The following is a 24,874-nucleotide window of genomic DNA, read 5'->3' as shown; positions in this document are numbered from 1 at the left end:
GGTTTTATAGTTAGCAACGTTGAATGGAGGAATTTTGATGGGACAAAACACGCAGTATGGAGAAAAAAAGATTGCGATCGATCGCAGGATCGGTTTTTTAGAAGAACATACGTATCACGGGAATGATCTTGGTGTGACTTTTCAAGGACAGCAAACCACGTTCAAATGCTGGTCACCAGAGGCAGAGGCCGTTTCAGTATTGCTTTATCAAAGCGGTGTCGCTGGGTCTGACGATCGTCTGCTGACACTGCCAATGGTTCAAGAAGACAACTGTTGGCAAATCACGACGGAAGAAAACGTCAAGGAGCTGTTTTATACCTTTGAGTTTCAACGAGGTGGGCAGAAAATCGAAGCGGTGGATCTTTATGCCAAGGCAGTAGGGATCAACGGAAACCGCGGTGCGATCATTGATTTAAAGGAAACAGATCCTGAAGGTTGGCAGGAAAGTCACGGCGTCGGTCAGCAGTCGATCACAGATGCCTATATTTGGGAATTACATGTCGAAGATTTCAGTGGCGCCGAAAACAGCGGGATTTCACCAGAAAATCGCGGAAAATATTTAGCCTTCACTGAAAAAAAGACCCATCTGGTGGGAGATGAAAGTCAACCAACTGGCATAGCCTATTTAAAAGAGCTGGGGATCAATTATGTTCATCTGCTGCCGATCTTCGATTTTGACAATGATGAAACTTCGTCTGCCTACAACTGGGGCTATGATCCGAAAAATTACAATGTACCTGAAGGACGATACGCTTCTGATCCTAGTGATCCCAAGGCGCGGATTCGTGAATGCAAGCAAATGATCCAATCGCTGCACGAAGAAGCCATCGGCGTTGTGATGGATGTGGTCTTTAATCACACTGCGATCACGGAAGAATCATGGTTTAATTTGACGGTGCCTGATTATTACTACCGTCAAGATGATGCAGGGAATTTTGCGGACGGTTCTGCTTGCGGCAATGAAGTGGCTTCTGAACGGAAAATGATGCGTAAATTTATCATTGATTCAGTTTTATATTGGGCGCAAGAATACAAAATTGACGGCTTTCGTTTTGATTTGATGGGCTTGATCGATGTGGAAACCATGAACCAGTTGCGGCAACGCCTAGATGATGCCGGCTTCAGTCATGTGATCTTATACGGCGAGCCATGGGATGCCGGTAGTAATCAAATCATTCAGCCGAATATCCCAGCCAATAAAAGCAATGTTTGGGCCCTGTCAGAAGGCGTTGCGGTTTTTAGTAATGATTTAAGAGACAGTATCAAAGGCGATGTCTTTGAAGAAACAGACGGCGCGTTTATTCAAGGAATGAATGGTCAACCGCAAGTCAAGCAAACCTTTTATGCGGCAAATTTGGCAACGGCGATTCAAGGAAATACAAAAGTTGCTGGGCAAGAAGGCGCCGAGCGCTGGGCAAAATCGCCCCGCCAAGTGATCGCCTATGCGTCAGTCCATGATAATTTGACCTTATGGGACAAACTGGTGGCAACCATGCAGGCTTCAGCGAAGGAAAGAAATTATGAGTTTGATCCTGAGCTTTTAGCCCGCAACAAACTAGCAGCAGCCATTTTGTTTACTAGCCAAGGAGCAGTGCTGACCCAAGCAGGGGAAGAATTTGGCCGTACCAAAGAAGGCGATGAAAATTCCTTCCGTTCGCCACTGGCAGTCAATCAGCTGGATTGGGCACGTGCCAAAACCTTCAAAGAATTGCGCGAGCTGTATCGGGGCTTGTGGGCATTGCGGCAGTCCTATGCACCATTGAGAGATGCCACGACCCAAACGGCTGAAAGCATGGTCTTTTATGAGACAAAGGATGAAAATCGCTTGGCGTATCAAGTACCCAATCGTGACAAACAGCATCCATGGCGTTCTTTGTTCGTTATACTCAACAGCACGGAAGAAAGCTGGTCCTTTGACTTACCGACGACAACAGAAAATGCTTCTTGGCACATCGTTGCTGACCCCAAAGGAGCTGGGATCACTTCTCGTGGCGTAGCAGCGTCAGGGATAACCCTCGATTCATTGTCTTTCTGCATTTTGGCGGAACAAAGTAACTAATCAAAGTAGAAGCTAAAACAAACTAAAATTTTTAGTTTGTTTTAGCTTTTTTGGTAGTAAAAAAACAATTCTTTTGCTATACTTTTAACAGAATGAGAAGCAGAAAGCGGTGAGCAAATGAAAGTTGTGATCTCTGATATTGCCCGAAAAGCTGGCGTTTCCAGCGGAACAGTCTCTAATGCGATCAACAATCGTAAGGGGATCAGTGAACAAAAACGGCAAGCGATCTTGAAGATCGCTCGTGAGATGGGGTATTTTGATCAGCGAGAAATTAAAAAAACGGAAAGTCAAAAAATCAAATTTGTCATAATGAACAAACAAGGAAATGTCGTAGGGGATACGCCTTTCTTTTCTGAATTGATCCGAGGAATCGAAATGGAGTGCAGTGCGTTAGGCTATGAACTGGTCATTTCCCATATCACATTGGCGCCAGAGGAAGATCCGATCGAAAAGATCCGCCCAGAATTAGTAGATGGTTTGCTATTGTTAGGAACGGAATTGGAAAAACAAGATTTAGCAGTCTTTCGCCATTTGGAAGTACCCTTAGTGATTTTAGATACGGTATTTAATTCGCAGGACTTTGATTTTGTCGCCATTAATAATCGTGACAGTGCCTATGAGATCGTTGAAAAGATGATCGAAAAAGGCCACCGTGACATCGGTATCATCAATTCTACCTTTCAAATCAACAACTTCCGTGAACGTAAGCAAGGGTTCGTCCAAGCGATCCAAGAGCATGATCTGATCCATTATGAAGAGACGGAAGCCTTAGTAGAACCTACCCTGGAGGGTTCCTATCAAGATATGAAGGTCTATTTGGAATCCTTGCGTGACGATCAGCGACCGTTACCAAGCGCCTTTTTTGCGGTCAATGACAATATCGCCATCGGTGCCATGAAAGCCATTCGCGAAGTGTTTCCCGATCATCCGTTGACCATCGTTGGGTTCGATGATATTCCTTTGGCGGAATTTTGCAACCCACCACTGACCACCGTCAAAGTAGATAAAGTGTACCTTGGTCGCCAAGCTGTGCGACGCTTGATCGAGAAAATCACCAATGAAGATGAAAACCATCTGAAAATGCTGGTCGCCACGACGATCGTCGAACGTGAAAGCATCAATTAAGATAAAAATAAGAAAAAGGACAAAACGTTTAGCAAGCGTTTTGCCCTTTTTTTAGTTATTAAACAAAAATATTTATCTAAAACTATTGCAAAATATTTAGCTTGTGCTATATTTAAGGTGTAAAAAGTAAGGGGTTACATTTTGAGGAAGTGAATAGATGACACAGATCGGTCTCTTTTGTGCAACTGGGCTCTCCAGCGCACTGCTCGTCAAAGCGCTCAAAGAACAACTAGCGGATGATCAGCATTACCAAGTCAATTCCGCGCCTTTTTCAGAAATATTTATGGTGGGGAATGACTATGATTTTTTGATTTTAGCTCCTCAAACCCGCTTCAATCAAGCGAAAGTCGCCACAGCCTTTCCTGATAAAAAAATCGTTTTACTGACGGATGAGGAATTTCTGAGCAAAAATGTAACACGAATCGTCGAAGAAATAAAAATTTAGCTAAATATACTAAAACGCAAAGGGTGGTTTTATGGATAAAGTAACCATCGGGTTCGCCCCGACTAGAAGAAATTTGTTTAGTGCAGAAGCAGCCATTGAGTACGCCAATCTGACACGACAAAAAATGGACGAACTCGCCATTGATTATGTAGATATTTTAGATATCAATGAAGACGGCTTACTATACGATGATGAAGGGGTTGAAAAAATCGCCGAAAAATTCAAAGCAGCAAAGATCGACGGTCTTTTTCTAGCCAATGAAAACTTTGGTACGGAATATGCCTGCGCTCGTTTAGCCAAAAAACTAGATGTTCCCGTCTTACTATGGGGACCCAAAGACGAGACACCAGCCGCTGACGGTTCACGTTTGCGGGATACGCAATGCGGTCTTTTCGCTATCGGGAAAGTCTTACGCCGTTTCAAGGTACCCTTCACCTATGTCAAAAATTCTGATATTGATTCACCGGAATTTGCCCGCGGCTTGCAAGACTTTATCAAAGTCTGCAATGTCGTCAAGACCTTCAAACAAACACGAATCTTGCAAGTTGGCCCGCGCCCCTTTGATTTTTGGACCGTGATCTGCAACGAAGGCGAACTATTGGAGCGTTTCAATATCTCGCTATCACCAGTACCGATTCAAGAAGTGGTGCAGGAAATCAAGAAAGTCAAAGAACAGCAGCCAGATAAATTGCAAGCAGTCATTGATTATTTTGAAACCAATACGGAAGTCCAAATTTCGGCGAGAGATTTGGAGATGGTGGCAGCCCTCAAAGTGGCTTTGCAAAACTTATGTGAAAGCTACGGCTGCAATGCAGGGGTCATCCAGTGTTGGACGGCCTTACAAGACGAAATCGGTATTTTACCGTATGCCTCCTTGTCGCTGTTACAAGAAGAAGGCTTACCTTTTGTCTGTGAGACGGATGTCCATGGGGCGATCTCGGAACTGTTGGTCGAAGCCGCTTCGTTGGGGGAACACCGAGCAATCTTTGCGGATGTCAACTGCCGCCATCCAGAAAACGAGAATGGCGAATTGCTGCAGCACTTAGGGGTTTTTGCTTATTCCACCGCAGAGACCAAACCGATCTTGCCGCAACGACATTTTGTTTTTGACTATCCAGGATCAGTCGCTTTTCGGGCAATCAAAGACGAGTATACGCTGTGTCGCTTTGATGGGGACAACGGCGAGTACTCACTGCTGATGGGCACTGGTAAAGGGATTGATGGACCATACAATCAAGGGACCTATCTCTATCTGGAATTTGCGAATTTGAATCGCTTGGAATTCAAACTCGTTGAGGGCCCTTATATTCATCACGTTGCGGCGGTCAGAAAAAATGTGGTGCCGATCTTGTACGAAGCATGCAAATACATCGGTGTGCAGCCAGATTTTTATGATCCAATCGAAGAAGACGTCAAAGCATACTTGAGAGGGGATCAATCATGGAAATAAACGAGCTGGAAATGAAGGCTTTAACGATTCGAAAATCCGTGTTAGAGCTGATCTATCAAGCAAAAACGGGTCATACTGGTTCGGATCTTTCTTGTACCGATATTTTAGTGGCCTTGTATTATCGGATAATGAATGTCGATGCGAAAGACCCCCAAAAGCAAGATCGTGACCAGTATATCCAAAGTAAAGGACATGCGGCAGAAGTACTATGGGCCGTTTTAGCGGACAAAGGTTTTTTGCCGAAAGAAGAATTAGCCACCTTTTCGCAATTTGGTTCACGACTGATCGGTCATCCAAACAATAAAGTAGCTGGTGTTGAAATGAATACTGGTTCGCTAGGTCACGGCTTACCTGTCGCAGTAGGGATCGCCTTGGCAGGCAAACTGGATCACCGCACGTATCAAACCTATACGTTGTTGGGAGATGGCGAATCAGCAGAAGGCTCGGTATGGGAAGGAGCCATGGCGGCTGCCAACTACCAGCTGGACAATTTGACCGCCATCATTGATCGCAACGGCTTGCAGATCACTGGCGCCTCGGAAGATGTGATGGCAGTGGAGCCGCTAGATGAAAAATGGCGTGCCTTTGGTTGGGATGTGCATATCGTTGATGGCAATGATATGGCTGCCTTGGTGGCTGCATTAGAAAAACCGCATCAGCCCAATCAACCGAAGCTGATCATTGCCAAAACCATCAAAGGCAAAGGCTATTCTGCGGCCGAAAATCAAGCGCAATGGCATCATAAAGTGCCAACGGCAGAAGAGCTTGCACAAGCCATTGCCGAACTTGATCAGCAAATGGAGGTTTTGACTCATGGGAAAAAATAATATTGCCAATCGCCAAGCGATGTGCGACGTATTGATTGAAGAAGGAAAAAAGAATCCTGCGATCACGGTGTTGACCAGTGATTCTCGTGGTTCCGCTTCGTTGGCACCTTTTGCCAAGGAATTACCGACACAATTGGTGGAAGTAGGGATCGCAGAGCAAAACATCGTCAGTATTGCGGCCGGCTTAGCCCATATGGGCAAACGCCCTTTCGTTGCATCCCCTGCTTGTTTTCTCAGCATGCGCAGTATCGAGCAGATCAAAGTCGATGTCGCGTATTCGAATAAAAATGTCAAACTCGTAGGCATCAGCGGCGGTGTCAGCTATGGGGCATTAGGCATGAGTCATCATTCCTTGCAAGACATCGCAGTGGCACGAGCGATCCCTAATTTGCAAGTGCTGTTGCCAGCAGATCGCTTTGAAACGATCCAAATGTTTAAAGCCTTAGCGGCATCAAATGAACCAGCCTATATCCGTCTCGGTCGTAATCCTGTTGAAGATTGTTATGATTCTGCAGATTATCCTTTTGAGATCGGCAAAGCCATTGAGCTGAGAAGCGGTCAAGATGTCGCATTGATCGCCACCGGCGAAACCGTGCGCCAAGCGTTGGATGCTGCTGAGCTATTGGAAAAACAAGGCATCACTGCTACCGTTTTAAATGTTCATTCCTTGAAGCCCTTTGATTCAGAAGCGGTCAAACGAGTAGCGAAAGAAACAGGCACCGTGATCACTGTGGAAGAACACAGCCGATACAACGGCTTAGGAGCTGCCGTGGCGGAAACACTGGCAGAAGAAACGGGCATTCGACAAAAAATCATTGCTTTTCCGGATGAAGCCTTGATTACTGGTTCTTCGGCAGAACTGTTTGCCCATTATGGATTAGACGGTGCCTCCATAGCGAAAACAGCGGTTGCTTTTCTAGGAGCTTAAGATGGACAAGACCTATCAGCTTGTTTTAGATCAGAGTACATCCGGTACCAAGCTCTTACTGTTTCAAGAAGGGAAAATCCTGCAGCGTTACGATAAAAAACATCGCCAAATTTATCCAAAAGTCGGGTGGGTCGAACATGATCCCCTCGAGATTTGGCAAAATGTCCAAGAATTGCTGGCACAAGTGTTTCAAGACCAAGCGATCACTGCAGATCAAATCGTTTCCTTGTCATTGACCAATCAGCGAGAAACGATCGTTGCTTGGGATCGATTGACTGGCAATCCCCTGTACAATGCGATCGTGTGGCAATGCAACCGCAGCGCCGCGATTTGTGAAGAATTGACGGCACAAGGCTGGGAAAGGACGATCAATCAAAAGACCGGTTTGCGCTTAGACCCGTATTTTTCTGGCACCAAAGTGAAATGGTTGGCCCAAGAATTATCGGCCATCAAGGAAAAGTCGGGGACTGGCGAATTGGCGATCGGTACGATGGACAGTTGGCTCCTGTGGAATTTAACGCAAGGGAAAGTATTTGCGACAGAAGCCAGCAACGCTTGCCGAACATTGTTTTACAATATTGAAGAGGGCCGTTGGGATGCAGAGCTCGTCAAACTTTTTGGCATCCATTTAGCAGACTTGCCAGCGATCAAACCTGCTGATACGGTTTTCGGTAACTATCACGGAATCCCTATCAAAGGAATCTTAGCCGATTCACAAGCGGCATTATTCGGGGAAGGTTGTCAAAGCCTTGGGGATGTAAAAATCACGATGGGCACCGGTTGTTCGATCATGATGCAAGTGCAGCAGGAGCAGACGTTGCGGGATCGCCGCATTTTGACGACGGTCGGCTGGCAAACTAGCCAGGAAACAGCGTTTGCGCTAGAAGGCATCATCGTTCCTGTGGTGACGCCATCAACTGGTTCAGTGAGCAAGTGGCTCCGCTGCCAGATGTAGCTGAGATCTGTCAAGAAGTGCTGACCAGTGACAGTCAAGAAGACATCTATTTTATCCCAGCATTGCAAGGAATGGGTGCCCCATTTTGGGATAATACGATGACCGCCAGCTTTGTCGGCATGAAACGCACGACGACGACTCATGAGCTGTTGAAAGCCGTTTTAGAAAGCATCATTTTTCAAATCAAAGCAGTGATCGATGTGATGGAAGAAGTCGCTGAACGACTGATCAATCAGGTAATGATCGATGGCGGTGTTTCGAAAAACCGCGCCTTGATGAGCTTATTAGCGACTTTGATCAATAAACCCGTCATCGTCAGCGAAGTCGAAGAATTTTCAGCCATCGGCACGATGCTTGTTGCCAATCCAACCATGAATGAACCAGCTATTCAGCAAACCACGATCGTTCCGCAAGCCGAACAGGCCGTGATCCGTTTGAAATATGAAAAATGGAAACGGTTCATTGAGAAGTCAGATGCTTTTAGTGAAGGATAAAGGAGGAACTATATGGAGATTCAACGAATTCAACTGAATCAAACGGCTTACGTGGATACCTATTTATTGCACCAATCCAAAGAGTACAATGTCGGCAAGAAACGACCGCTAGTGATCGTCTGTCCAGGCGGCGGCTACGCCTTTACCAGTGATCGAGAAGCAGAAGTCATTGCCTTGAAATTCAATAGTATAGGGCTAAATAGCGTTGTTTTATGGTACACCACCGGTGACCAAGTGAAAAACGTTCCCCATAATGCCTTGATGGAAGCCGCCCAAACCGTCAAGATCATTCGCGAGCATGCTCAAGAATGGTTGGTGGATGAGGAGCAAATCATCGTTTGCGGTTTTTCAGCAGGTGGACATCTAGCGTTGCAGTTAGCGACGCGCTGGCACGATGCTGAGCTGGCAGAAGCGTTGGGCGTTAGCAGTGACTTATTGAAAGTGAATTTGGCGATCGCTGGCTACCCATTGGTTTATCAAGAGCATGCCTTTCCAATCGATGAGCTAGGCTTTGCCGCTAGTCTGATCGAAACACCTTTAACTGCCAACGAACGCTTTTTTGGGAGTAAACAACCGACGGAAGAAGCCATTCAATCCATGAACATTTTGCATCATGTCGATCAGTGGACACCTCCGATGTTTCTCTGGCATACGACGGAAGACGTCTTAGTCGATGTGGCACACTCGTTGAAGCTGGCGGTCAAATTAAGAGAAGCAGAGATTCCATTTGAACTGCATATTTTTGAAAAAGGCGAACACGGACTGGCATTAGCAGATCGAACAACGGCACGCAAGCCAAGTCACCTCAATACTCATGTCGCTAAATGGTTTGAGCTGTGCGAGGGCTGGCTCAGTAGTTATATTGATTAAAAAAACGCCAGTGCACAACTTGTGCCGATGAAAGGAGAGCACCACCGTGAAAATCACCGTGAGCCAAAACAAACGCACCTTATTGCGAGACGGCCAGCATTTCTTTTATTTAGCCGATACTTGCTGGAGTGCCTTTACTAGTATTCAAGAAAATGACTGGATCACCTACTTAGACAAACGCAAAGAGCAGGGATTCAACACCCTTCAAATCAATGTGTTACCGCAATGGGATCGCAGCCGTGGTCAATTTGACTGCTTGCCGTTTCCCCTTGATGCGGGCGTCTTTGATTTTACTGTTTGGGAGGATGCCTATTTCGAACGGGCTCAACGCCTTTGTAAAATTGCCGATGAGAAAGGCTTTACTTTAGCGTTGGTCGTCTTGTGGTCAAACTATGTCGCCGGCACGTGGGCTAGCCAGTTGGACAAAGAACGCAACGTGTTGCCGGAGGATTGCCGCCAGGCCTACTATCAAAAAGTGATTAAGACGTTTGATGCCTTCCATCCGATCTACTTTATTGGTGGCGATACGGATTTCCCAACACAGCCAACCATCGATACGTATCTAGAAGCCTTTGTTTTCTTTGAAAAGCATTCGCCCAATACCCTGAAAACGATTCATATCAAGGGACGTTTTGAAGAAATCCCTGAACCTATTGTCGAACATTTGGACTTATTTCTATATCAATCAGGTCATAACAGCGCCTTTTTGAATATGCCTTATTATTTGGCAGAGCGTTTTTATCAACGAGAACCGCAGCTGCCGATCATCAACTCAGAACCTTGTTATGAACAAATGGGCTATGCCCGTCATGTATATGGTCGATTTGGTCAAAAGGATGTCCGCAAAGCGGCATGGCAATCACTGTTAGCCGGCGGCTCGGCTGGGATCACGTACGGTGCCCACGGCATCTGGAGTTGGCAAACCCCGACGGCAACCTTTGCGGAAGAAATCGGGGAAGCATTTGATCGTCCGATGATTTGGCCAGAAGCCTTATCTTTTCCCGGGGCAGATGACTATGGCTTTATCAAGCAATTATTTGAATTATTAAATATTCAGGAGCTTGTGCCTTGCCAAGAGCGCTTGATCGATGCAGATGAACAGATCCGTATGGCAGCCATCGCAGGAAGGAAGGATGTCTTGCTTTACTTGCCAAGCAATACAACAGTTCGCCTGCAAGGAGATCTTTCTACAGCGACCGTCACATTGATCGATTTGAACACCAATCGTTTCTTGAAACCAAAACTGACAGTTACTGATGGTATCACTGTTTTCCATCCCCACAATTGTCACGAAGATGTATTGTTCGTCATCCAAATAAAGGAGTGAAAAAAATGGATAAGTATATGGATAAGGTGTTAGTATTTGCAGATAAAATCTCCAACAATCGGTATTTAAAGGCAATTTCAAACGGGTTGATGGCGACGCTGCCGATCAACATTATTGGCTCAATCGCCTTGTTGTTAGCAGTTTTGCCGATTCAAGGGTGGACAGATTTTATCAACTCGATCAATATTGGCGGTTATTTTTCCGTCGGTTACAGTATGACCGTTGGGGTTATCTCAGTGTACGCTTCCTTTCTTGTCGGGCACCGTTTAGCGACAGAATTTAAGCAATCGGCGGTTCCTGCCGGCATCGTTTCACTGTTTGCCTTTTTGATGATGACGCCAATGGTTACCTTAGAGGAAACAACGACCCTCGACATGAGCAAACTTGGCGCTCAAGGCTTGTTTACCGCTATGATCTGTGGCTTAGTCTTTGCTCGTTTGTACTGCTTTATTTTAGAAAAAAATATCGCCATCAAAATGCCAGCAGGCGTGCCGCAATTTGTGACGGATACCTTCGCCGGTTTGATTCCAGCAATTATTTCTGGGTTTACCGCGATCGTCATTAGCTGGGCATTCAGTTTTACTTCTTATGGTTCATTCTCAGATTTCATCTATCAAATTTTGGCAATGCCGCTGCAAAGCTTGTCTTCTAGTGTAGGTTCGTTGTTATTTATTGTACTGATCCAAATGGTGCTATGGTTCTTCGGTATCCATGGTTCGTTGGTGGTGGGTAGCTTTGTCACCGCTTTGTACTTACCAATGGATGTGGAAAATATGGATGCTTTAGCTAGCGGTGTTGCTCGTTCCGAGCTGCCGAATATTTTAAGTCAGTCCTTCTATAACTTATTTTCTGGTATTGGTGGTGCCGGAGGAACATTATCATTAGTAATCGTTTTGCTTTTATTAGCAAAATCCAAGCAATCCAGAACAGTAGCAAATTTAAGTGCTGTCCCTAGTTTATTTACGATCAATGAGCCGATTATTTTTGGATTGCCGTTGATTTTAAATCCGATTATGGCGATTCCATTTATTTTAACACCACTGGTACAAACCCTAGTTGCTTATCTAGCCATTTGGAGTGGTATCGTTCCACGACTTAGTGGGGTACAAGTTCCTTTTGGTACACCGATCTTTTTAAACGGCTTTATCGCTGGTGGTTGGCAAATTGCAGTTCTACAAGTCGTTTGCGTTTTGGCAGGCTGCTTGCTGTACATTCCTTTTGTTAAAGTCTTAGATAAAGGAAAATTAAAAACCGAAGCAGAAGCAGCGCAAGCGGAGGTTCAAACTGAAAGTATCGATGCAACGGGGGAAACGGTTTAAAAGAAACCGATTTTATGATGACAAGCCAATGAGTTAGTGCTATAGTTAAAGAAAGAAAACCCACGTGGATTGTTACTGACTCGATCAGGCAAGACCTAAATAAGAAAGCGCTCTTCTCGTTTTAGCAGCGGCTCTTATTTAGGTTTTTTGTTTTTTATCGGGGATTTTTCAGTAATCAGCTAGGTAGGTTTATCAAAAGAAAACAAAAGGAGAACGAGCAAATGGCAAAATTTCCAGAAAATTTCTTATGGGGCGGCGCGACCGCAGCGAATCAATTAGAAGGGGCGTTCGATCGCGATGGCAAAGGCTTGTCAGTGGCGGATGCAATGCCTGGCGGCAAACAGCGTTTAGCGATTTTAGGCAGTGATACGTTTGATTGGACGATCGATGAGGACAAATACACCTACCCAAATCATCGCGGGATCGACCATTATGACCGTTTCAAAGAAGACATTGCGTTGTTTGCAGAGATGGGCTTCAAGAGCTATCGTTTTTCCATCGCTTGGACACGTATTTTTCCAAAAGGCGATGAAACGACACCAAACGAAGCTGGACTGGCATTTTACGATGCGCTGATCGATGAATGTTTGAAGTACGGGATCGAGCCAGTGGTTACGATCTCTCACTATGAAATGCCTTTGCATTTAGCCAAAGAATACGGTGGCTGGAAAAATCGAGCATTGATCGATTTCTATGAACGTTTTGCAAAAGTTGTCTTGGAACGGTTCCACAGCAAAGTCAAATACTGGATGACCTTCAATGAGATTAACTCTGCTTTCCATTTCTCCGCATTGAGTCAAGGAATGGTCAATAGCACGGGTGCCAGCGACTTTACAAACGTGATTCAAGCGTGGCACAACCAATTTGTTGCCAGCAGTAAAGCAGTCAAAATCGGCCATGAATTAAACCCAGAGTTACAGATCGGTTGTATGATCATTTATGCAACGACTTACAGCATTGATGCGAACCCGGTCAACCAAGTGGCGACGATGATCCATAATCAAGCCTTCAACTACTACTGTGCCGACGTGCAAGTACGTGGAAAATACCCATCTTTTACGGATCGTTTGTACAAAGAACACGGCGTCAATAAAGAGGATCTTGAGATTACCGAAGAAGACTTAGCCTTGATCGCTGAACATACTGTTGACTATGTTGGCTTCAGCTACTACATGTCTTCTGCCGTGGATATCACCACAGAAGAAGCCGATGAAGTGCAAGGAAACTTGTTGGGCGGCGTCCGCAATCCATTCTTAGAAGCAAGTGAATGGGGCTGGCAAATCGACCCAGAAGGGCTGCGCATTGCGTTGAATGAATTGTATGATCGTTACCAAAAACCGTTGTTTATCGTGGAAAACGGCTTAGGAGCCATTGATACCTTTAACGAAGAAGGTAAGATCGAAGATGACTATCGTATCGATTACTTGCGCCGCCACATTGAAGCAATGGGGGAAGCGATCGCTGATGGCGTAGACTTGATCGGTTACACGCCATGGGGCTGTATCGATCTTGTCAGTGCTTCAACAGGCGAAATGAGCAAACGCTATGGCTTTATCTATGTTGACTTCGATGACGAAGGCAACGGCACGATGGATCGTTCCAAGAAAAAATCCTTTGATTGGTACAAACAAGTCATTGCAACAAACGGAGAAGAGTTGGCCTAAGTGTTTCGTTAGACTCACGGATGACACAGGATCCGTTATAAAAGAAAACCGATCAACGGTGCTCCTATACTGGCGCATCGTTGATCGGTTTTTTGTGATATTTGGGTTTAACGGGTATGTTCATAGCTGTCTCGTAATAAAGATTGGAGTTGTTTTTCTGATACAGAGCCATCTAGTAATGCGGTGAGCCAATGGTTTTTATTCATGTGATAAGCGGGTAAATAACCGCGACTTTGATTGATGATCGAAACCATTTCGGGCGCTGCTTTGACATCTAAAATCTCGATCATTCCCGTTCCTTCCAGGCCTAATTTCTGCTTTTCTACAGTCATCAGCAAGCCAAACCATTTGCCGTTTTTGCGGTGTCGCAAGACTTGGTACTCGGGAAACTTTGCAAACGGATGGTCGACCTGAACATCATTGAAGGTCTGAGCGAATGCGATCAGACGGTTTTTAAGATCCATGGGTATCCCTGCCTTTTTATAATAGAAAACTACTTATATTATACCACTGATTCCTTTTACCTAGCGTAACCGTTTCTGATAAAGCATCCGTGCCAAGAACCAGCTCACCACTACGATACCGCCGCACCAGCTAAAGGCACTGATCAAGGTGGTATCTTTTAAGTTTAACAAAAGCCCGCGCAAAGAATGGATGATCGGCGACATTGGTTGGTATTCAGCAAAAATGGCTAACGGGCGCGGCATGGTTTCCGTAGGGACGAAACCAGAGCTTAAGTAGGGCAACAGAGTGATCAAGACAGTAAACAAGGTCGCTGTCTCGGGGCTTTTGGCGATGAGACCAACCAGAACTGAGACCCAAGTAAAGGCGAAGGTGAAGCAAAAGATCAATAGGAAGGCGAGCCCCCAGCCAGCAACTGTGGCTTGAGGGCGAAAACCGATGACCATGGCAACGATCAACACGACCAAGGTACTGATCAAGCTCCGAAGGGTCGCGGCGAAGACATGGCCGTTTAAAAAGGCTGAGTTAGAAATATTCAAGGTCATCAGCCGTTCCACCATGCCGGATTTCAAATCTTCCGTCATCGTTACCCCAACGGAGGAGGCGCTTTGGGCGATACATTGGACGAGAACACCGGGAACGACAAAATCGACATAAGAAGTATCGCCGACGTTCATGGCTCCCCCAAAAACATAGACAAAGAGGATCATTAAAATCGCTGGGGTCAAAATTCCACTTAGTAAAGTCTCCATACTGCGAATCGATAGCAAGAGGTTGCGCTTGAATAAGGTGTTGGTTTCTATAATTGCTTTCATTGGTTTCCTCCTTGGACAAGTGTTAGAAAAATATCTTCTAAAGAAGCATTCTTTTGATTAAAACTGGTGATGGTGATCGGTAGTTGATTGAGTTCCTGCAACAGCGTGAAGGAATGCTGGAAGTCTTGACTGACGGGAAATGCCAGAGAGAGACTGGACTCGTTGACTTGCAGCGGAAAATCAGACAGATGCTGACGCACGGTTCGCAAGTGTTCTTTCGTCAATACGCTGATTTCCATCGTTTGTGAAGGATGCAGTGCTTTGACTTCCGTTGGTGTTCCTTGCAAGATGATTTTCCCTTCATGCAAGATGGCGACTTGATCTGCTAAAAATTCAGCTTCTTCGAGGTATTGGGTCGTCAGAAAAATCGTTCGTCCTTGTGCGGCGATCTCTTTGATCATGTGCCATGTGGCTAAGCGATTTTGTGGGTCTAAGCCGGTCGTCGGTTCATCCAAAAAGAGCAGGTCAGGCTCGCCGATAAAACTCATGGCGATGTCTAAGCGCCGTCGCATGCCACCAGAATAATTTTTGACTAGTCGGTTGCTGGCATCCACCAAATCAAAACGCTCTAACAACTGTTGGACGATCAACGGTTTGTTTTTGACATGGCGCAAGGCAGCAATCATCAGCAAGTTTTCTCGACCGGTCAGTTCTTGATCGACGGCGGAAAATTGCCCCGTCAGACTGATTTTCTCGCGAATCGCTGCTGGATCTTTGGTCAAGTCGATCCCGTCGATCCGCGCGGTTCCTTGATCAAAAGGCAGGATAGTGGACAAAATTTTGACTAAAGTGGTTTTTCCAGCGCCGTTTGATCCTAGTAAGACAAATACTTCGCCAGGAGTGACGTCAAAAGTGACCTCTTTCAAAACGGTTTTGTCTTTGAAGCTTTTTTGTAAATGTTTCACGTGAAGCATTTTCTTTTTTATATGGGTATCCATAGCTTTTCCCTCGTTTCTATAAGATAATTCAACTATAAAGGATCTTTGGGAAAAGCAACTGCTTATTTCAATATATTGAAAAAGAAGGTGAAAAAATGAACAATTATGGTGCGACAGTGAAAGAGCTTCGCAAAAGCAAAGGCTTGCTGTTGAAGGAATTAGTGGATGAACAATTGTCGATGTCTTTGTTATCGCAATTTGAAAATGGCAAAACGACGATTTCCTGCGAACGATTTCATCGCTTGCTAGATAAATTGGAAGTGAGTTTTGCTGAATTTCAGCTGCTGCATACGGGGGAGCATCATTCGGAGGCTCAAAAGCTAATGGTTGACTATGTCCGTTCGATGGGGATCGAATCCATTGATGAAGTACCTAAATTAAAAAAGAAATATCAAAAGCTGACCGCCTACTTTCAACAGCATTACTCCTTGGAGCTGGACCACTTCTTACAACTGATCCGTTTTGACTACTTGATGAAAGAGGAGCTTTTTAAAGGGGTGCCTATCCAGGAGGCTTACCTGAAACACAATTACTGTCTGGACTCTGCCAAGCATTACTTGCTGAATACCGATACATGGGGTGTTTATGAGCTGCGGCTGTTTGCCCGCGTAGCAGTTTCGATGGAGCCAACTTTGCTTTGGCGCTGCTTGACGATCGCCATCAAAAAGAGTGAGCGCTTTGCAAAAATCCCCGGAAACAAAGATATTCTTTATAACACCTTTGAGACGGTGTTTTCCGTCTTTGCTGTTTTTGATGAGGCGGATTATGCGGAAAAGACCTTTCATTTATGGCGAGATCATGTTTATGAAAAAGAACACATTGAGCAAGCGGTCTTTATGCCGTTTTTTGAAGGTTGGACATGTCTATTAAAACAAAATAAGGCAAAAGCGGCGGATTTAATGCAACAAACGTTAGATCAATTGGAAAGATTAGGGATGAAGACCACGTTTTCCATGTATCAGTCATTAAGCACGTTTGTTTTAAAGGAGGATTTCCCGGGAATTTTATTGAGTGATCCTTTGCTTTCTGAGGGAACGCGTTACGGTTGGGAAGAGCCTTAAAAAGCTATATCCCGCTGATGAAAGCGCCTTATGTTTAAGAATCGGAGAGGAAGTGATTAAAAATCAGTAAATGCAAGCAATTTGCTTCTTTTTTACTGATTAGAGGAGTATATTCGAAGTTGGAATTTTTCTTTATTTAGAATTATTTTAATGCACTTTTTTATGAAATAGGAGGATGTAGGATGGATATTGTGACACTAGCGCGAATCCAGTTTGCGATGACGACGATTTTTCACTTTTTCTTTGTACCGTTTTCGATCGGAACTGGTGTCGTCGTTGCAATTATGGAGACACTTTATGTGATCAAAAAAGATGAAAAATATCGCCGGATGACGAAGTTTTGGGGAAATATTTTTCTATTAAGTTTTGCTGTCGGGGTCGTGACAGGGATCATTCAAGAATTTCAATTTGGGATGAACTGGTCAGACTATTCTCGTTTTGTCGGGGATATTTTTGGTGCGCCCTTGGCTTTGGAGGCTTTGTTGGCGTTCTTCTTAGAATCGACGTTCTTAGGACTGTGGATCTTTACATGGGATCGGGTCAGTCCGAAGCTGCACGCCACCTTTTTCTGGTTGGTGACGCTTGGTTCGATGCTATCGGCGTTTTGGATCTTAGCTGCCAATAGTTTTATGCAGCATCCAGTGGGGTATACCTTGAACAATGGCCGGGCAGAAATGACTGACTTCGGTGCATTATTGGCAAATCCACAAGTGTGGTATGAGTTTTTACACGTGATCACCGCAGCCATCACGATGGGCGGAATCATTGTTGCTGGCTTATCAGCCTTTCGTCTATTGAAGAAAGATAAAGACATTGACCGCGACTTCTTCAAAAAATCAATGCGGATCGGTTTTGCGGTGGCATTGTTCGGTTCATTCACCGTCTTGCTAGCCGGGGATGAACAAATGAAATACTTGGTTGAAGAACAACCAATGAAATTTGCCGCAATGGAAGGCACTTATGAAGATACCGGGAGTCCTGCGGCTTGGACTGTCGTTGCTTGGGCGAATGAAGCGGAACATCACCAAGTCTTCGGTATTTCGATTCCATATATGTTGAGTATCTTAGCCTTCAATGAACCCTTCGGCTCCATCGATGGGATGGATACGGTCAATCAGCAATTGATTGAAACCTACGGCGACCGTAATTACTACCCGCCGGTCAACACACTCTTTTGGAGCTTCCGGATCATGGCTGGTTTTGGTGCCTTGATGCTGTTGGTTTCTGGTCTGGGGTTGTATTTTACGCGTAAGAAGAAACCGTGGCTCTTTGAAAAACGCTGGTTACTTTGGGTAGTGGCGATCACTTTGTTCACCCCATTTATTGCCAATACAGCTGGTTGGTTGATCACGGAGTTAGGACGTTACCCATGGACGGTTTACGGCTTGTTTACGATCGAAGATAGTGTGTCACCAAACGTTTCCGTGACCTCACTCTTGATCTCAAACATCGTTTACTTCCTCTTGTTCTCTGGCTTAGGCGGAACGATGGTCTATCTGGTGAAACGGGAAATGGATCATGGACCTGAAAAAGAAGCCTTCGGCGAAATCAGCCAAGGAGACAACCAAGAAGGGTACGAAGACCCATTTGATAAGGAGGCGTTTGAAGGATGACCGGTCTGCAATTACTATGGTTCACGTTGATTGGGGTTTTATTTTCCGGATTCTTCTTCTTAGAAGGGTTTGACTTTGGTGTGGGGATGTCTGTGCAGACATTGGCTCACAATGAAGAGGAAAAAGACCAGATTGTTAAAACGATCGGGCCTGTCTGGGATGGCAATGAAGTGTGGCTATTGACCGCTGGCGGAGCGATGTTCGCCTCGTTTCCATACTGGTATGCTTCTTTGTTCAGCGGGTTTTATTTGATTTTGTTATTGATCTTAGTCGGGTTGATCATTCGCGGTGTTTCCTTTGAGTTTCGAGCGAACTTCCCGAAAGAACACAAAAACATTTGGAACTGGACGTTGACGATCGGCAGTACGATCGTACCGTTTTTCTTCGGTCTGATGTTTGTCAGCATGATCCAAGGAATGCCTTTGGGTGAAGATGGCAACATGACCGCAACCTTTACGGATTACGTCAATCCCTTTTCAATCGTTGGCGGGATCGCGTTGACCTTGTTGTGCTACCTGCACGGATTAAACTATATCGCTTTGAAAACGGAAGGTCCGATTCGGGCACGGGCACGCAACTATGCAAGTATTTTTTACGGCATCCTATATGCAGGCTTAATCGTCTTTGCTGTGATGCTTTACTTCCAAACGGATTTCTTCGAGAATCATTTTGCGACAACGCTTGGTTTGTTGCTGGTGATCGTTGTACTGACACTGATTGCAAATATCGGCGTCTTTAAAGGCAAAGAAATGATGGCTTTCATTGCGAGCGGCTTGACGTTGATCGCTTTGGTGGCATTGATCTTCACAGGGTTATTCCCAAGAGTCTTGATCAGTTCAATCGATTCAAGCTATGACCTGTTGATCGCTGATGCGTCTTCAAGCCGCTACACATTGAAGATCATGAGTTATCTTTCACTGACGATCTTGCCTTTCGTCTTGGCCTATACGGCTTGGAGTTACTATATCTTCCGTAAACGGATCAGTCATACGGAGGCGTTGGAGGGGTATAAATGATTGATAAACAAATCATGAAGCTCCCAGGAATGAAACAACTTTTAGGGCTGCTTGCGGGACTTTCGTTCCTGCAGGCGCTCTTCATTATTGGGCAGGCGTATGGATTGGCACGTGCCATCACTGGCTTATGGGAAGGACGACCATTAGAGGAACAGTGGGGCTGGATTCTGCTGTTCTTTTGTTCGTTTATCGCCCGACAAGCTGTTATCTATTTCCGTTCCAAAAGACTCGATGATTACAGTTACCAGCAAGCCGCCGATTTGCGGGATCAATTGTTGGAGAAATTGTTTCGGGTCGGTCCTCAGATCGCACAACAGCAAGGGACGGGAAATGTAACAACGATGGTCTTGGAAGGGATCAACCAAGTCGAAAACTACTTGAAATTGATTCTTGCCAAAATCATGAATATGTCGATCATTCCTTGGGTCATTTTGGCACTCGTTTTTTATCTGGATTGGGAATCCGGCTTGGTCTTGCTGTTGGTGTTCCCCTTGATCATCATTTTTATGATCATCTTGGGCTATGCCGCCCAAAGCAAAGCGGAAAAACAATACCGAACCTTTCAATTACTGTCCAATCATTTCATCGACTCCCTGCGAGGGATTGACACGCTGAAATTGTTTGGGGTCAGTAAAAAATATGGCAAAAGTATCTTTGCTTCCAGCGAACGGTTTCGGAAAGCGACGATGGCTTCATTAAAAGTCGGTATTTTATCGACCTTCGCCTTAGACTTTTTCACGACCTTATCGATTGCCGTCGTGGCAGTCTTGCTAGGCTTACGGCTGATCAATGAAGGGATCTTGCTGTTTCCAGCGTTAACCATCTTGATTTTAGCACCAGAATACTTCTTGCCGATCCGCGACTTTTCCAGTGATTACCATGCAACCTTAGACGGGAAAAATGCGATGACTGCGGTGACGGAGATCTTGCATCAGCCCGAAGCCCAAGTACCGGCAGTAACGGTGCCTCGTTGGCAAGAAGACGCCCAGTTAACGATCGATCAGCTGGCGTTTTCCTACGAGGAAAAAGCGGCTTTGACGGATATCAACTTGAACGTGACTGGCTTCAAAAAGATCGGGATCATCGGTCTGAGCGGTTCTGGCAAGTCTACCTTGATCAATACCTTGAGTGGCTTTCTCGTGCCAGACAGTGGCGAGATCTCTCTTGGAGGGGCCAAAACCACGGCCTTTCGCCAAGCAAGCTGGCAAGAACAGCTGATCTATATTCCGCAAAATCCTTATATCTATCGGTTGACCTTGCAGGAAAATGTCGCGTTTTATCAGCCGACAGCTACCAAAGAAGCCGTACTGAAAGCCATTGAAGTGGCAGGCTTGACTGAGCTTTTGGCGGAGCTGCCACAAGGGTTGGACACGATGTTAGGAGAAGGGGAACGGCATCTAAGTGGCGGACAAGCCCAACGGATCGCGTTAGCCCGTGCCTTTTTAGACCAGCAACGAAAGATTCTTTTGTTTGATGAACCAACGGCTCATTTGGATATTGAAACCGAAGTGGCCTTAAAGGAACGGATGCTGCCGCTGATGGAAAACCGGTTAGTCTTTTTTGCAACCCATCGCTTGCACTGGATGGAAGAAATGGATGAAATCATCGTGATGGATCAAGGAAGAATCGTGGAACAAGGAACCTTGGCACAACTGCAGCAAAAGCAAGGTGCTTTTACAGAACTAGTCAATGGAATGAGGAGGGAACAGCTTGAATAAAATCGGCTTATTGCGCTCATTGAAAACTGATACGTGGGTCAAGCCTTTCTTGTCAAAATACAAAAACGTTTTGGCGCTGGCCTTATTCCTAGGCTTCTTGACCTTTTTCTGTGGTGGGGCACTGATGTTTAATTCTGGGTACCTGATCAGCCGCTCGGCATCGATCCCAGAAAACATTCTATTGGTTTACATCCCCATCGTACTGACCCGAGCGTTTGGGATCGGCCGTCCAGTCTTTCGCTATTTGGAACGGTTGACCAGTCATAGCTGGGTCTTGCGCATGACTTCTAATTTACGATTGAAACTGTACAACGTAGTAGAAAAAGATGCGATCTTCTTTAAGCAAGCGCATCGCACGGGGGATATCTTGGGCTTATTGGCAGAAGATATCAACCATATTCAAAACTTGTATTTGCGGACGATCTTTCCTACTGTGATCGCTTGGATCTTGTATGCGTTCTTAATCATTGGACTCGGCTATTTTTCTTGGTGGTTTGCTTTGGTGATGCTGCTGCTATTAGGGATCATCGTCTTTGTCTTGCCACTTTGGTCGGTGATCATCAATGGCGCGCGGCAAGAAAAGCAAAAACACATGAAAAACAACTTGTATACGACACTGACGGATAATGTATTAGGGGTTTCTGATTGGGTCTTCTCTCAAAGAGGCAGCGAGTACGTGGCTGCCCATAAGGAACTGGAAACGCAGTTGCGAGCGGTGGATGAACAGATGCTGTCCTTTGATCGCCGGCGTGATTTTCTTTTACAAAGCATCTTTGGGGTGATCGCTGTCGCATTGCTACTTTGGACCAGCATTCGCTTTCCAGGTAACCACGGAGGAGCAGCCAACTGGATCGCTGCCTTTGTCCTGTGTGTCTTTCCTTTAGTTGATGCATTTGCGCCATTACCGTCTGCTGCTCAAGAAACCAATCGCTACAAAGACTCCATCGATCGCTTCAATGCATTGCCAGAAGAAAATCGCCAAGTCTCCATGGAGCAACCGTCAGTACCTGAAGTGACGGGCCTCGTGTCGATCACAGTCAAGGACTTGCATTTTCAGTATCCTGAAGGCAAAGAAGTGCTTCATGGGTTGGATCTAACGATTCCTGCGCATCAAAAACTAGCGATCCTTGGTCGCAGCGGTTCTGGGAAAAGTACCTTTGCCTCCTTGTTGCGAGGCGATCTGCAACCGACGCAAGGGTCGATCACCTTAAATGACGTGCCAGTGACGGCATTGAATGAGTCGATCAGTGACTTGATCGGTGTCATCAATCAAAGTCCCTATCTTTTCCATACGACCGTCTTGAATAATATTCGGCTAGGCAATGAGTCGGCTTCGGAAGAAGAAGTCTGGCGCGTACTGGAGCAAGTCGGGTTGAAAGAAATGGTGGCAGCTTTGCCTAACGGCTTGGCGACGATGGTGGATGAAGCCGGCTTGCGTTTTTCCGGCGGGGAACGGCATCGTTTGGCATTGGCGCGGATCTTGCTAAAAGACACTCCGATCATCTTATTGGATGAGCCAACCGTCGGCTTAGACCCAATCACGGAACAAGGCGTGCTCGAAACCTTTTTCAAAGTGTTGGAGAACAAAACGATCATTTGGATCACCCACCACTTGCAAGGAATTTCGATGATGGATCGTGTGCTTTTTATTGAAGATGGTCAGTTGACCATGAGCGGAACACCTGCCGAATTGGCAGCAGAAAATAAACATTTTCAACACTTATTGGCCATTGACCAAGGACGACGATAAAAAAGAGCGTCCATCAATCAGTGATGGACGCTTTTCTTCTCATTGCTGTATGGCTCAGTAATTGCGCTGCAAGAGCAGTTCAGTTAATGAACGAATTTTGGCTTTGCTAGGTGCTTCTGGCAGTAGATCGATGTCGTCTAAGGCTTTTTGCGTGTAGGTGACCGCGAAAGCACGCGCTTTTTCGACACCACCGTAACGGACGACAAGATCCGCAACTTCTTGGGCTTCTGCCAAGGAGAGTGCTGCTTTTTTATTCAAATAAGGAGCGAATGCTGCAGGTGCCTGTTCTTTGGCAAATAGCAGCGGTAAGGTATAGACTCCTTGTGCCAAATCTTCTAGAATCGGTTTTTTCAAAGTGCCGCTATCAGAGGTGTAGTCGAGAATATCGTCGAATACTTGAAAGGCGATCCCGATGTTGCGACCGATCTCACCCGCCCGCTCTTGGTTTTCTGTGTCGAGGCCGCCAAAATGAGCGCCTTCGAGACAAGCGAGCCAAAACAGTTCAGCGGTTTTGCCGTTGATGCTTTGCAGATAGTCGTCAATCGATTCATGGATGTTGTAGCGAGTGTGCATTTGATCAAGTTCACCTAAAAGGAGTCGTTTCATGGCTTGTGCGTTGGTTTTTAAAAACGGGGAGCCATTCATACTTTCGATCAAAAGCTCAAAAAATTGGGTGAACAAAAGATCACCCGTGTAGACCGCGATATCCTTGCCGTATTTGGCTTGAACAGTGACTTGACTGCGCCGCAGCGGCGAATCGTCAATGATGTCGTCGTGGATCAAAGTGGCCATGTGTAAAATTTCTAGAGAAGCAGCAATTTTTGTTAATTGGTCGGTTTTTTTATAATGGGGATCGCCTAAGTCAGCAAACAAAAAAAAGAGCGCTGGCCGCAGCATTTTTCCACCTGAATAAGTAAAGTCGATCAAAACATCTTGTATCTCTTTGTTACGAACAGTAACGTGTTCTTCAATGATGGAACATACGGTTTTCAATCGTTGTTCGATCGTCGGATAATCGATCCAAAAGTCAAACATAGTATAACCCTTTCTAACAGTCATTCAGCCCTTATTCTAGCGTAAAGGGGCGTGATTGACTAGTTTAATGCACTCACTAAAGGAGGTGAAGTTGTGACGCTACCTGTATTTTTAGAACTTGTCGAATTTAAAGCAAAAACCGCCAGTATTTTGCCATTTTTCATTGGTGTCTGCTACAGCTGGTACAATTATCAAACGATTCATCTTGGCTATGTCCTATTGTATTTCATTGCCATGCTGATCTTCAATATGGCGGTGGATATTTTAGATAACTACAACGATTACCATCATGCCACAGAAGGGCATGATTACAAAGAAAAGACCAATATCATTGGTCGGGAACAGTTGTCTGTCAAATTGGTTTTTTGGTTGATGGTCTCCATGATCATCGTTTCCGCCGCCATGGGAATCGCCTTGGCAATGGTGGTTGGTTGGCCGCTTTTTTGGATGGGGCTGTATTGTTACCTAGTCGGGATCTTTTATTCCTCTGGTCCACGGCCGCTTTCTAGTTTGCCTTTAGGCGAGTTCTTTTCTGGCTTTACGATGGGCTTTATGATCTCATTGATCTGTGTCTACCTTAATGCCTATCAAACCTTTGAATGGAACGTTGCCACGATTGGCGGTATTTTCTTGATCTCATTACCCAACACATTATGGATCGCCAACTTGATGTTGGCAAACAACATTTGTGATCTGGAAGAGGATGAAAAAAATGAGCGCTATACGCTGGTGCATTACCTTGGTAAAGCCCGTGCGTTGAAATTATTTATCGCGATGAACGTCTTGGCGTTTGTTGCGATCATTGCCTCAGTTGCCCTCAACATTGCGCCTTGGTCACTGGTTCTGACCTTTTTCGCGGCGCCCTTTGTCTGGCAACAGACAAAACGATTTATGCAAAAACAAATCAAAAGAGAGACCTTCATTTGTGCCGTTCGGATCCTTGCGGTCGGAGCATGCGTACAAGTGCTGAGTTTTGCGATTGGTTTGATTTTATAATTTTTAC

General features: G+C 45.4%; 22 protein-coding genes. 18 read left to right on the top strand and 4 right to left on the bottom strand.

From position 1 onward, the window contains the following. Positions 1-37: 37 nt before the first annotated feature. From pulA to FJU10_RS16660, 12 genes are all read left to right on the top strand, one after another. A complete protein-coding gene (gene pulA, locus FJU10_RS16710; protein WP_140966444.1) occupies positions 38-2,059 on the top strand; it encodes a type I pullulanase in 2,022 nt (673 codons plus the stop codon). 117 nt (positions 2,060-2,176) lie between these two features. Next, the gene (locus FJU10_RS16705) at positions 2,177-3,184 is read left to right on the top strand and encodes a LacI family DNA-binding transcriptional regulator (RefSeq protein WP_086293504.1); all 1,008 of its coding nucleotides are present in this window, start codon (positions 2,177-2,179) and stop codon (positions 3,182-3,184) included. Between the two features lie 157 nt (positions 3,185-3,341). Continuing rightward, positions 3,342-3,629 (top strand): PTS cellbiose transporter subunit IIB, encoded by a 288-nt coding sequence (locus FJU10_RS16700; RefSeq protein WP_086293506.1) that lies wholly within the window; start codon positions 3,342-3,344, stop codon positions 3,627-3,629. A gap of 31 nt (positions 3,630-3,660) precedes the next feature. Beyond that, on the top strand, positions 3,661-5,079 hold the full coding sequence (locus FJU10_RS16695; RefSeq protein ID WP_060791682.1) for an L-fucose/L-arabinose isomerase family protein: 1,419 nt from the start codon (positions 3,661-3,663) through the stop codon (positions 5,077-5,079). Next, positions 5,070-5,906, top strand: a complete 837-nt coding sequence (locus FJU10_RS16690) for a transketolase (RefSeq protein WP_140966443.1) — start codon at positions 5,070-5,072, stop codon at positions 5,904-5,906. The genes FJU10_RS16695 and FJU10_RS16690 overlap by 10 nt, the downstream gene beginning before the upstream one ends. Next, on the top strand, positions 5,893-6,834 hold the full coding sequence (locus tag FJU10_RS16685) for a transketolase family protein (protein WP_140966442.1): 942 nt from the start codon (positions 5,893-5,895) through the stop codon (positions 6,832-6,834). The genes FJU10_RS16690 and FJU10_RS16685 overlap by 14 nt, the downstream gene beginning before the upstream one ends. Position 6,835: 1 nt before the next feature. Next, the gene (locus tag FJU10_RS16680; protein ID WP_223273109.1) at positions 6,836-7,789 is read left to right on the top strand and encodes an FGGY family carbohydrate kinase; all 954 of its coding nucleotides are present in this window, start codon (positions 6,836-6,838) and stop codon (positions 7,787-7,789) included. Continuing rightward, entirely contained in the window at positions 7,768-8,283 is a 516-nt protein-coding gene (locus tag FJU10_RS19495; protein ID WP_223273108.1) for an FGGY-family carbohydrate kinase, read from the top strand. The genes FJU10_RS16680 and FJU10_RS19495 overlap by 22 nt, the downstream gene beginning before the upstream one ends. Before the next feature lie 12 nt (positions 8,284-8,295). Continuing rightward, a complete protein-coding gene (locus tag FJU10_RS16675; protein WP_140966441.1) occupies positions 8,296-9,153 on the top strand; it encodes an alpha/beta hydrolase in 858 nt (285 codons plus the stop codon). Positions 9,154-9,199: 46 nt separating this feature from the next. After that, the gene (locus FJU10_RS16670; RefSeq protein ID WP_140966440.1) at positions 9,200-10,480 is read left to right on the top strand and encodes a DUF4038 domain-containing protein; all 1,281 of its coding nucleotides are present in this window, start codon (positions 9,200-9,202) and stop codon (positions 10,478-10,480) included. Positions 10,481-10,485: 5 nt separating this feature from the next. Continuing rightward, on the top strand, positions 10,486-11,799 hold the full coding sequence (locus FJU10_RS16665; RefSeq protein WP_074934325.1) for a PTS sugar transporter subunit IIC: 1,314 nt from the start codon (positions 10,486-10,488) through the stop codon (positions 11,797-11,799). A 221-nt stretch (positions 11,800-12,020) separates the two neighbouring features. Then, positions 12,021-13,463 carry a glycoside hydrolase family 1 protein gene (locus FJU10_RS16660; protein ID WP_005226517.1) on the top strand — a complete coding sequence of 481 codons (1,443 nt, stop codon included), beginning with the start codon at positions 12,021-12,023 and terminating at the stop codon, positions 13,461-13,463. Between the two features lie 107 nt (positions 13,464-13,570). Here FJU10_RS16660 and FJU10_RS16655 read toward each other — a convergent pair whose 3' ends face one another. Genes FJU10_RS16655 through FJU10_RS16645 form a run of 3 tightly spaced genes read right to left on the bottom strand, consistent with a single transcriptional unit; the run spans position 13,571 to position 15,678 of the window. Next, on the bottom strand, positions 13,571-13,927 hold the full coding sequence (locus tag FJU10_RS16655) for an MmcQ/YjbR family DNA-binding protein (protein ID WP_140966439.1): 357 nt from the start codon (positions 13,925-13,927) through the stop codon (positions 13,571-13,573). Between the two features lie 60 nt (positions 13,928-13,987). After that, positions 13,988-14,740, bottom strand: a complete 753-nt coding sequence (locus tag FJU10_RS16650) for an ABC transporter permease (protein WP_140966438.1) — start codon at positions 14,738-14,740, stop codon at positions 13,988-13,990. Beyond that, a complete protein-coding gene (locus FJU10_RS16645; RefSeq protein WP_140966437.1) occupies positions 14,737-15,678 on the bottom strand; it encodes an ATP-binding cassette domain-containing protein in 942 nt (313 codons plus the stop codon). Before FJU10_RS16645 ends, FJU10_RS16650 begins: the two co-directional genes overlap by 4 nt. A gap of 95 nt (positions 15,679-15,773) precedes the next feature. Between FJU10_RS16645 and FJU10_RS16640 the strand changes: the two genes are divergently transcribed. The 5 genes from FJU10_RS16640 (at position 15,774) to cydC (ending at position 22,836) form a co-directional block, all read left to right on the top strand. Then, a complete protein-coding gene (locus tag FJU10_RS16640) occupies positions 15,774-16,739 on the top strand; it encodes a helix-turn-helix domain-containing protein (RefSeq protein WP_140966436.1) in 966 nt (321 codons plus the stop codon). Between the two features lie 182 nt (positions 16,740-16,921). After that, positions 16,922-18,352 carry a cytochrome ubiquinol oxidase subunit I gene (locus FJU10_RS16635; RefSeq protein ID WP_005226527.1) on the top strand — a complete coding sequence of 477 codons (1,431 nt, stop codon included), beginning with the start codon at positions 16,922-16,924 and terminating at the stop codon, positions 18,350-18,352. After that, complete coding sequence (cydB, locus tag FJU10_RS16630; protein WP_140966435.1) at positions 18,349-19,368, top strand: cytochrome d ubiquinol oxidase subunit II; 1,020 nt, start codon at positions 18,349-18,351, stop codon at positions 19,366-19,368. Before FJU10_RS16635 ends, cydB begins: the two co-directional genes overlap by 4 nt. Further along, positions 19,365-21,086, top strand: coding sequence for a thiol reductant ABC exporter subunit CydD (gene cydD / locus FJU10_RS16625; RefSeq protein ID WP_015508716.1), 1,722 nt, complete (start codon positions 19,365-19,367; stop codon positions 21,084-21,086). Before cydB ends, cydD begins: the two co-directional genes overlap by 4 nt. Further along, positions 21,079-22,836: a thiol reductant ABC exporter subunit CydC gene (gene cydC, locus FJU10_RS16620; RefSeq protein WP_140966434.1), complete on the top strand. Its 1,758-nt coding sequence runs from the start codon at positions 21,079-21,081 to the stop codon at positions 22,834-22,836. Before cydD ends, cydC begins: the two co-directional genes overlap by 8 nt. Before the next feature lie 54 nt (positions 22,837-22,890). Here the strand turns inward: cydC and FJU10_RS16615 are convergent, their stop codons facing one another. Continuing rightward, positions 22,891-23,871 (bottom strand): polyprenyl synthetase family protein, encoded by a 981-nt coding sequence (locus tag FJU10_RS16615; protein ID WP_005226544.1) that lies wholly within the window; start codon positions 23,869-23,871, stop codon positions 22,891-22,893. A 93-nt stretch (positions 23,872-23,964) separates the two neighbouring features. On the opposite strand from FJU10_RS16615, the gene FJU10_RS16610 reads away from it, so the two are divergent. Next, a complete protein-coding gene (locus tag FJU10_RS16610) occupies positions 23,965-24,867 on the top strand; it encodes a prenyltransferase (protein ID WP_086293533.1) in 903 nt (300 codons plus the stop codon). The last annotated feature ends 7 nt before the right edge of the window (positions 24,868-24,874 follow it).

It is taken from the genome of Enterococcus sp. OL5 (genome assembly GCF_006491895.1).
Lineage (GTDB): Bacteria > Bacillota > Bacilli > Lactobacillales > Enterococcaceae > Enterococcus_D > Enterococcus_D innesii.
The sequence above is the reverse complement of the archived record's forward strand: the minus strand, read 5'-3'. Positions and strand labels throughout refer to the sequence as shown.

Excerpts from the sequence above, each read along its gene's own strand:
- pulA (WP_140966444.1), top strand. The coding sequence starts at position 38 with ATGGGACAAAACACGCAGTATGGAGAAAAAAAGATTGCGATCGATCGC.
- FJU10_RS16705 (WP_086293504.1), top strand. The coding sequence starts at position 2,177 with ATGAAAGTTGTGATCTCTGATATTGCCCGAAAAGCTGGCGTTTCCAGC.
- FJU10_RS16700 (WP_086293506.1), top strand. The coding sequence starts at position 3,342 with ATGACACAGATCGGTCTCTTTTGTGCAACTGGGCTCTCCAGCGCACTG.
- FJU10_RS16695 (WP_060791682.1), top strand. The coding sequence starts at position 3,661 with ATGGATAAAGTAACCATCGGGTTCGCCCCGACTAGAAGAAATTTGTTT.
- FJU10_RS16690 (WP_140966443.1), top strand. The coding sequence starts at position 5,070 with ATGGAAATAAACGAGCTGGAAATGAAGGCTTTAACGATTCGAAAATCC.
- FJU10_RS16685 (WP_140966442.1), top strand. The coding sequence starts at position 5,893 with ATGGGAAAAAATAATATTGCCAATCGCCAAGCGATGTGCGACGTATTG.
- FJU10_RS16680 (WP_223273109.1), top strand. The coding sequence starts at position 6,836 with ATGGACAAGACCTATCAGCTTGTTTTAGATCAGAGTACATCCGGTACC.
- FJU10_RS16675 (WP_140966441.1), top strand. The coding sequence starts at position 8,296 with ATGGAGATTCAACGAATTCAACTGAATCAAACGGCTTACGTGGATACC.
- FJU10_RS16665 (WP_074934325.1), top strand. The coding sequence starts at position 10,486 with ATGGATAAGTATATGGATAAGGTGTTAGTATTTGCAGATAAAATCTCC.
- FJU10_RS16660 (WP_005226517.1), top strand. The coding sequence starts at position 12,021 with ATGGCAAAATTTCCAGAAAATTTCTTATGGGGCGGCGCGACCGCAGCG.
- FJU10_RS16655 (WP_140966439.1), bottom strand. The coding sequence starts at position 13,927 with ATGGATCTTAAAAACCGTCTGATCGCATTCGCTCAGACCTTCAATGAT.
- FJU10_RS16650 (WP_140966438.1), bottom strand. The coding sequence starts at position 14,740 with ATGAAAGCAATTATAGAAACCAACACCTTATTCAAGCGCAACCTCTTG.
- FJU10_RS16645 (WP_140966437.1), bottom strand. The coding sequence starts at position 15,678 with ATGGATACCCATATAAAAAAGAAAATGCTTCACGTGAAACATTTACAA.
- FJU10_RS16640 (WP_140966436.1), top strand. The coding sequence starts at position 15,774 with ATGAACAATTATGGTGCGACAGTGAAAGAGCTTCGCAAAAGCAAAGGC.
- FJU10_RS16635 (WP_005226527.1), top strand. The coding sequence starts at position 16,922 with ATGGATATTGTGACACTAGCGCGAATCCAGTTTGCGATGACGACGATT.
- cydB (WP_140966435.1), top strand. The coding sequence starts at position 18,349 with ATGACCGGTCTGCAATTACTATGGTTCACGTTGATTGGGGTTTTATTT.
- cydD (WP_015508716.1), top strand. The coding sequence starts at position 19,365 with ATGATTGATAAACAAATCATGAAGCTCCCAGGAATGAAACAACTTTTA.
- FJU10_RS16615 (WP_005226544.1), bottom strand. The coding sequence starts at position 23,871 with ATGTTTGACTTTTGGATCGATTATCCGACGATCGAACAACGATTGAAA.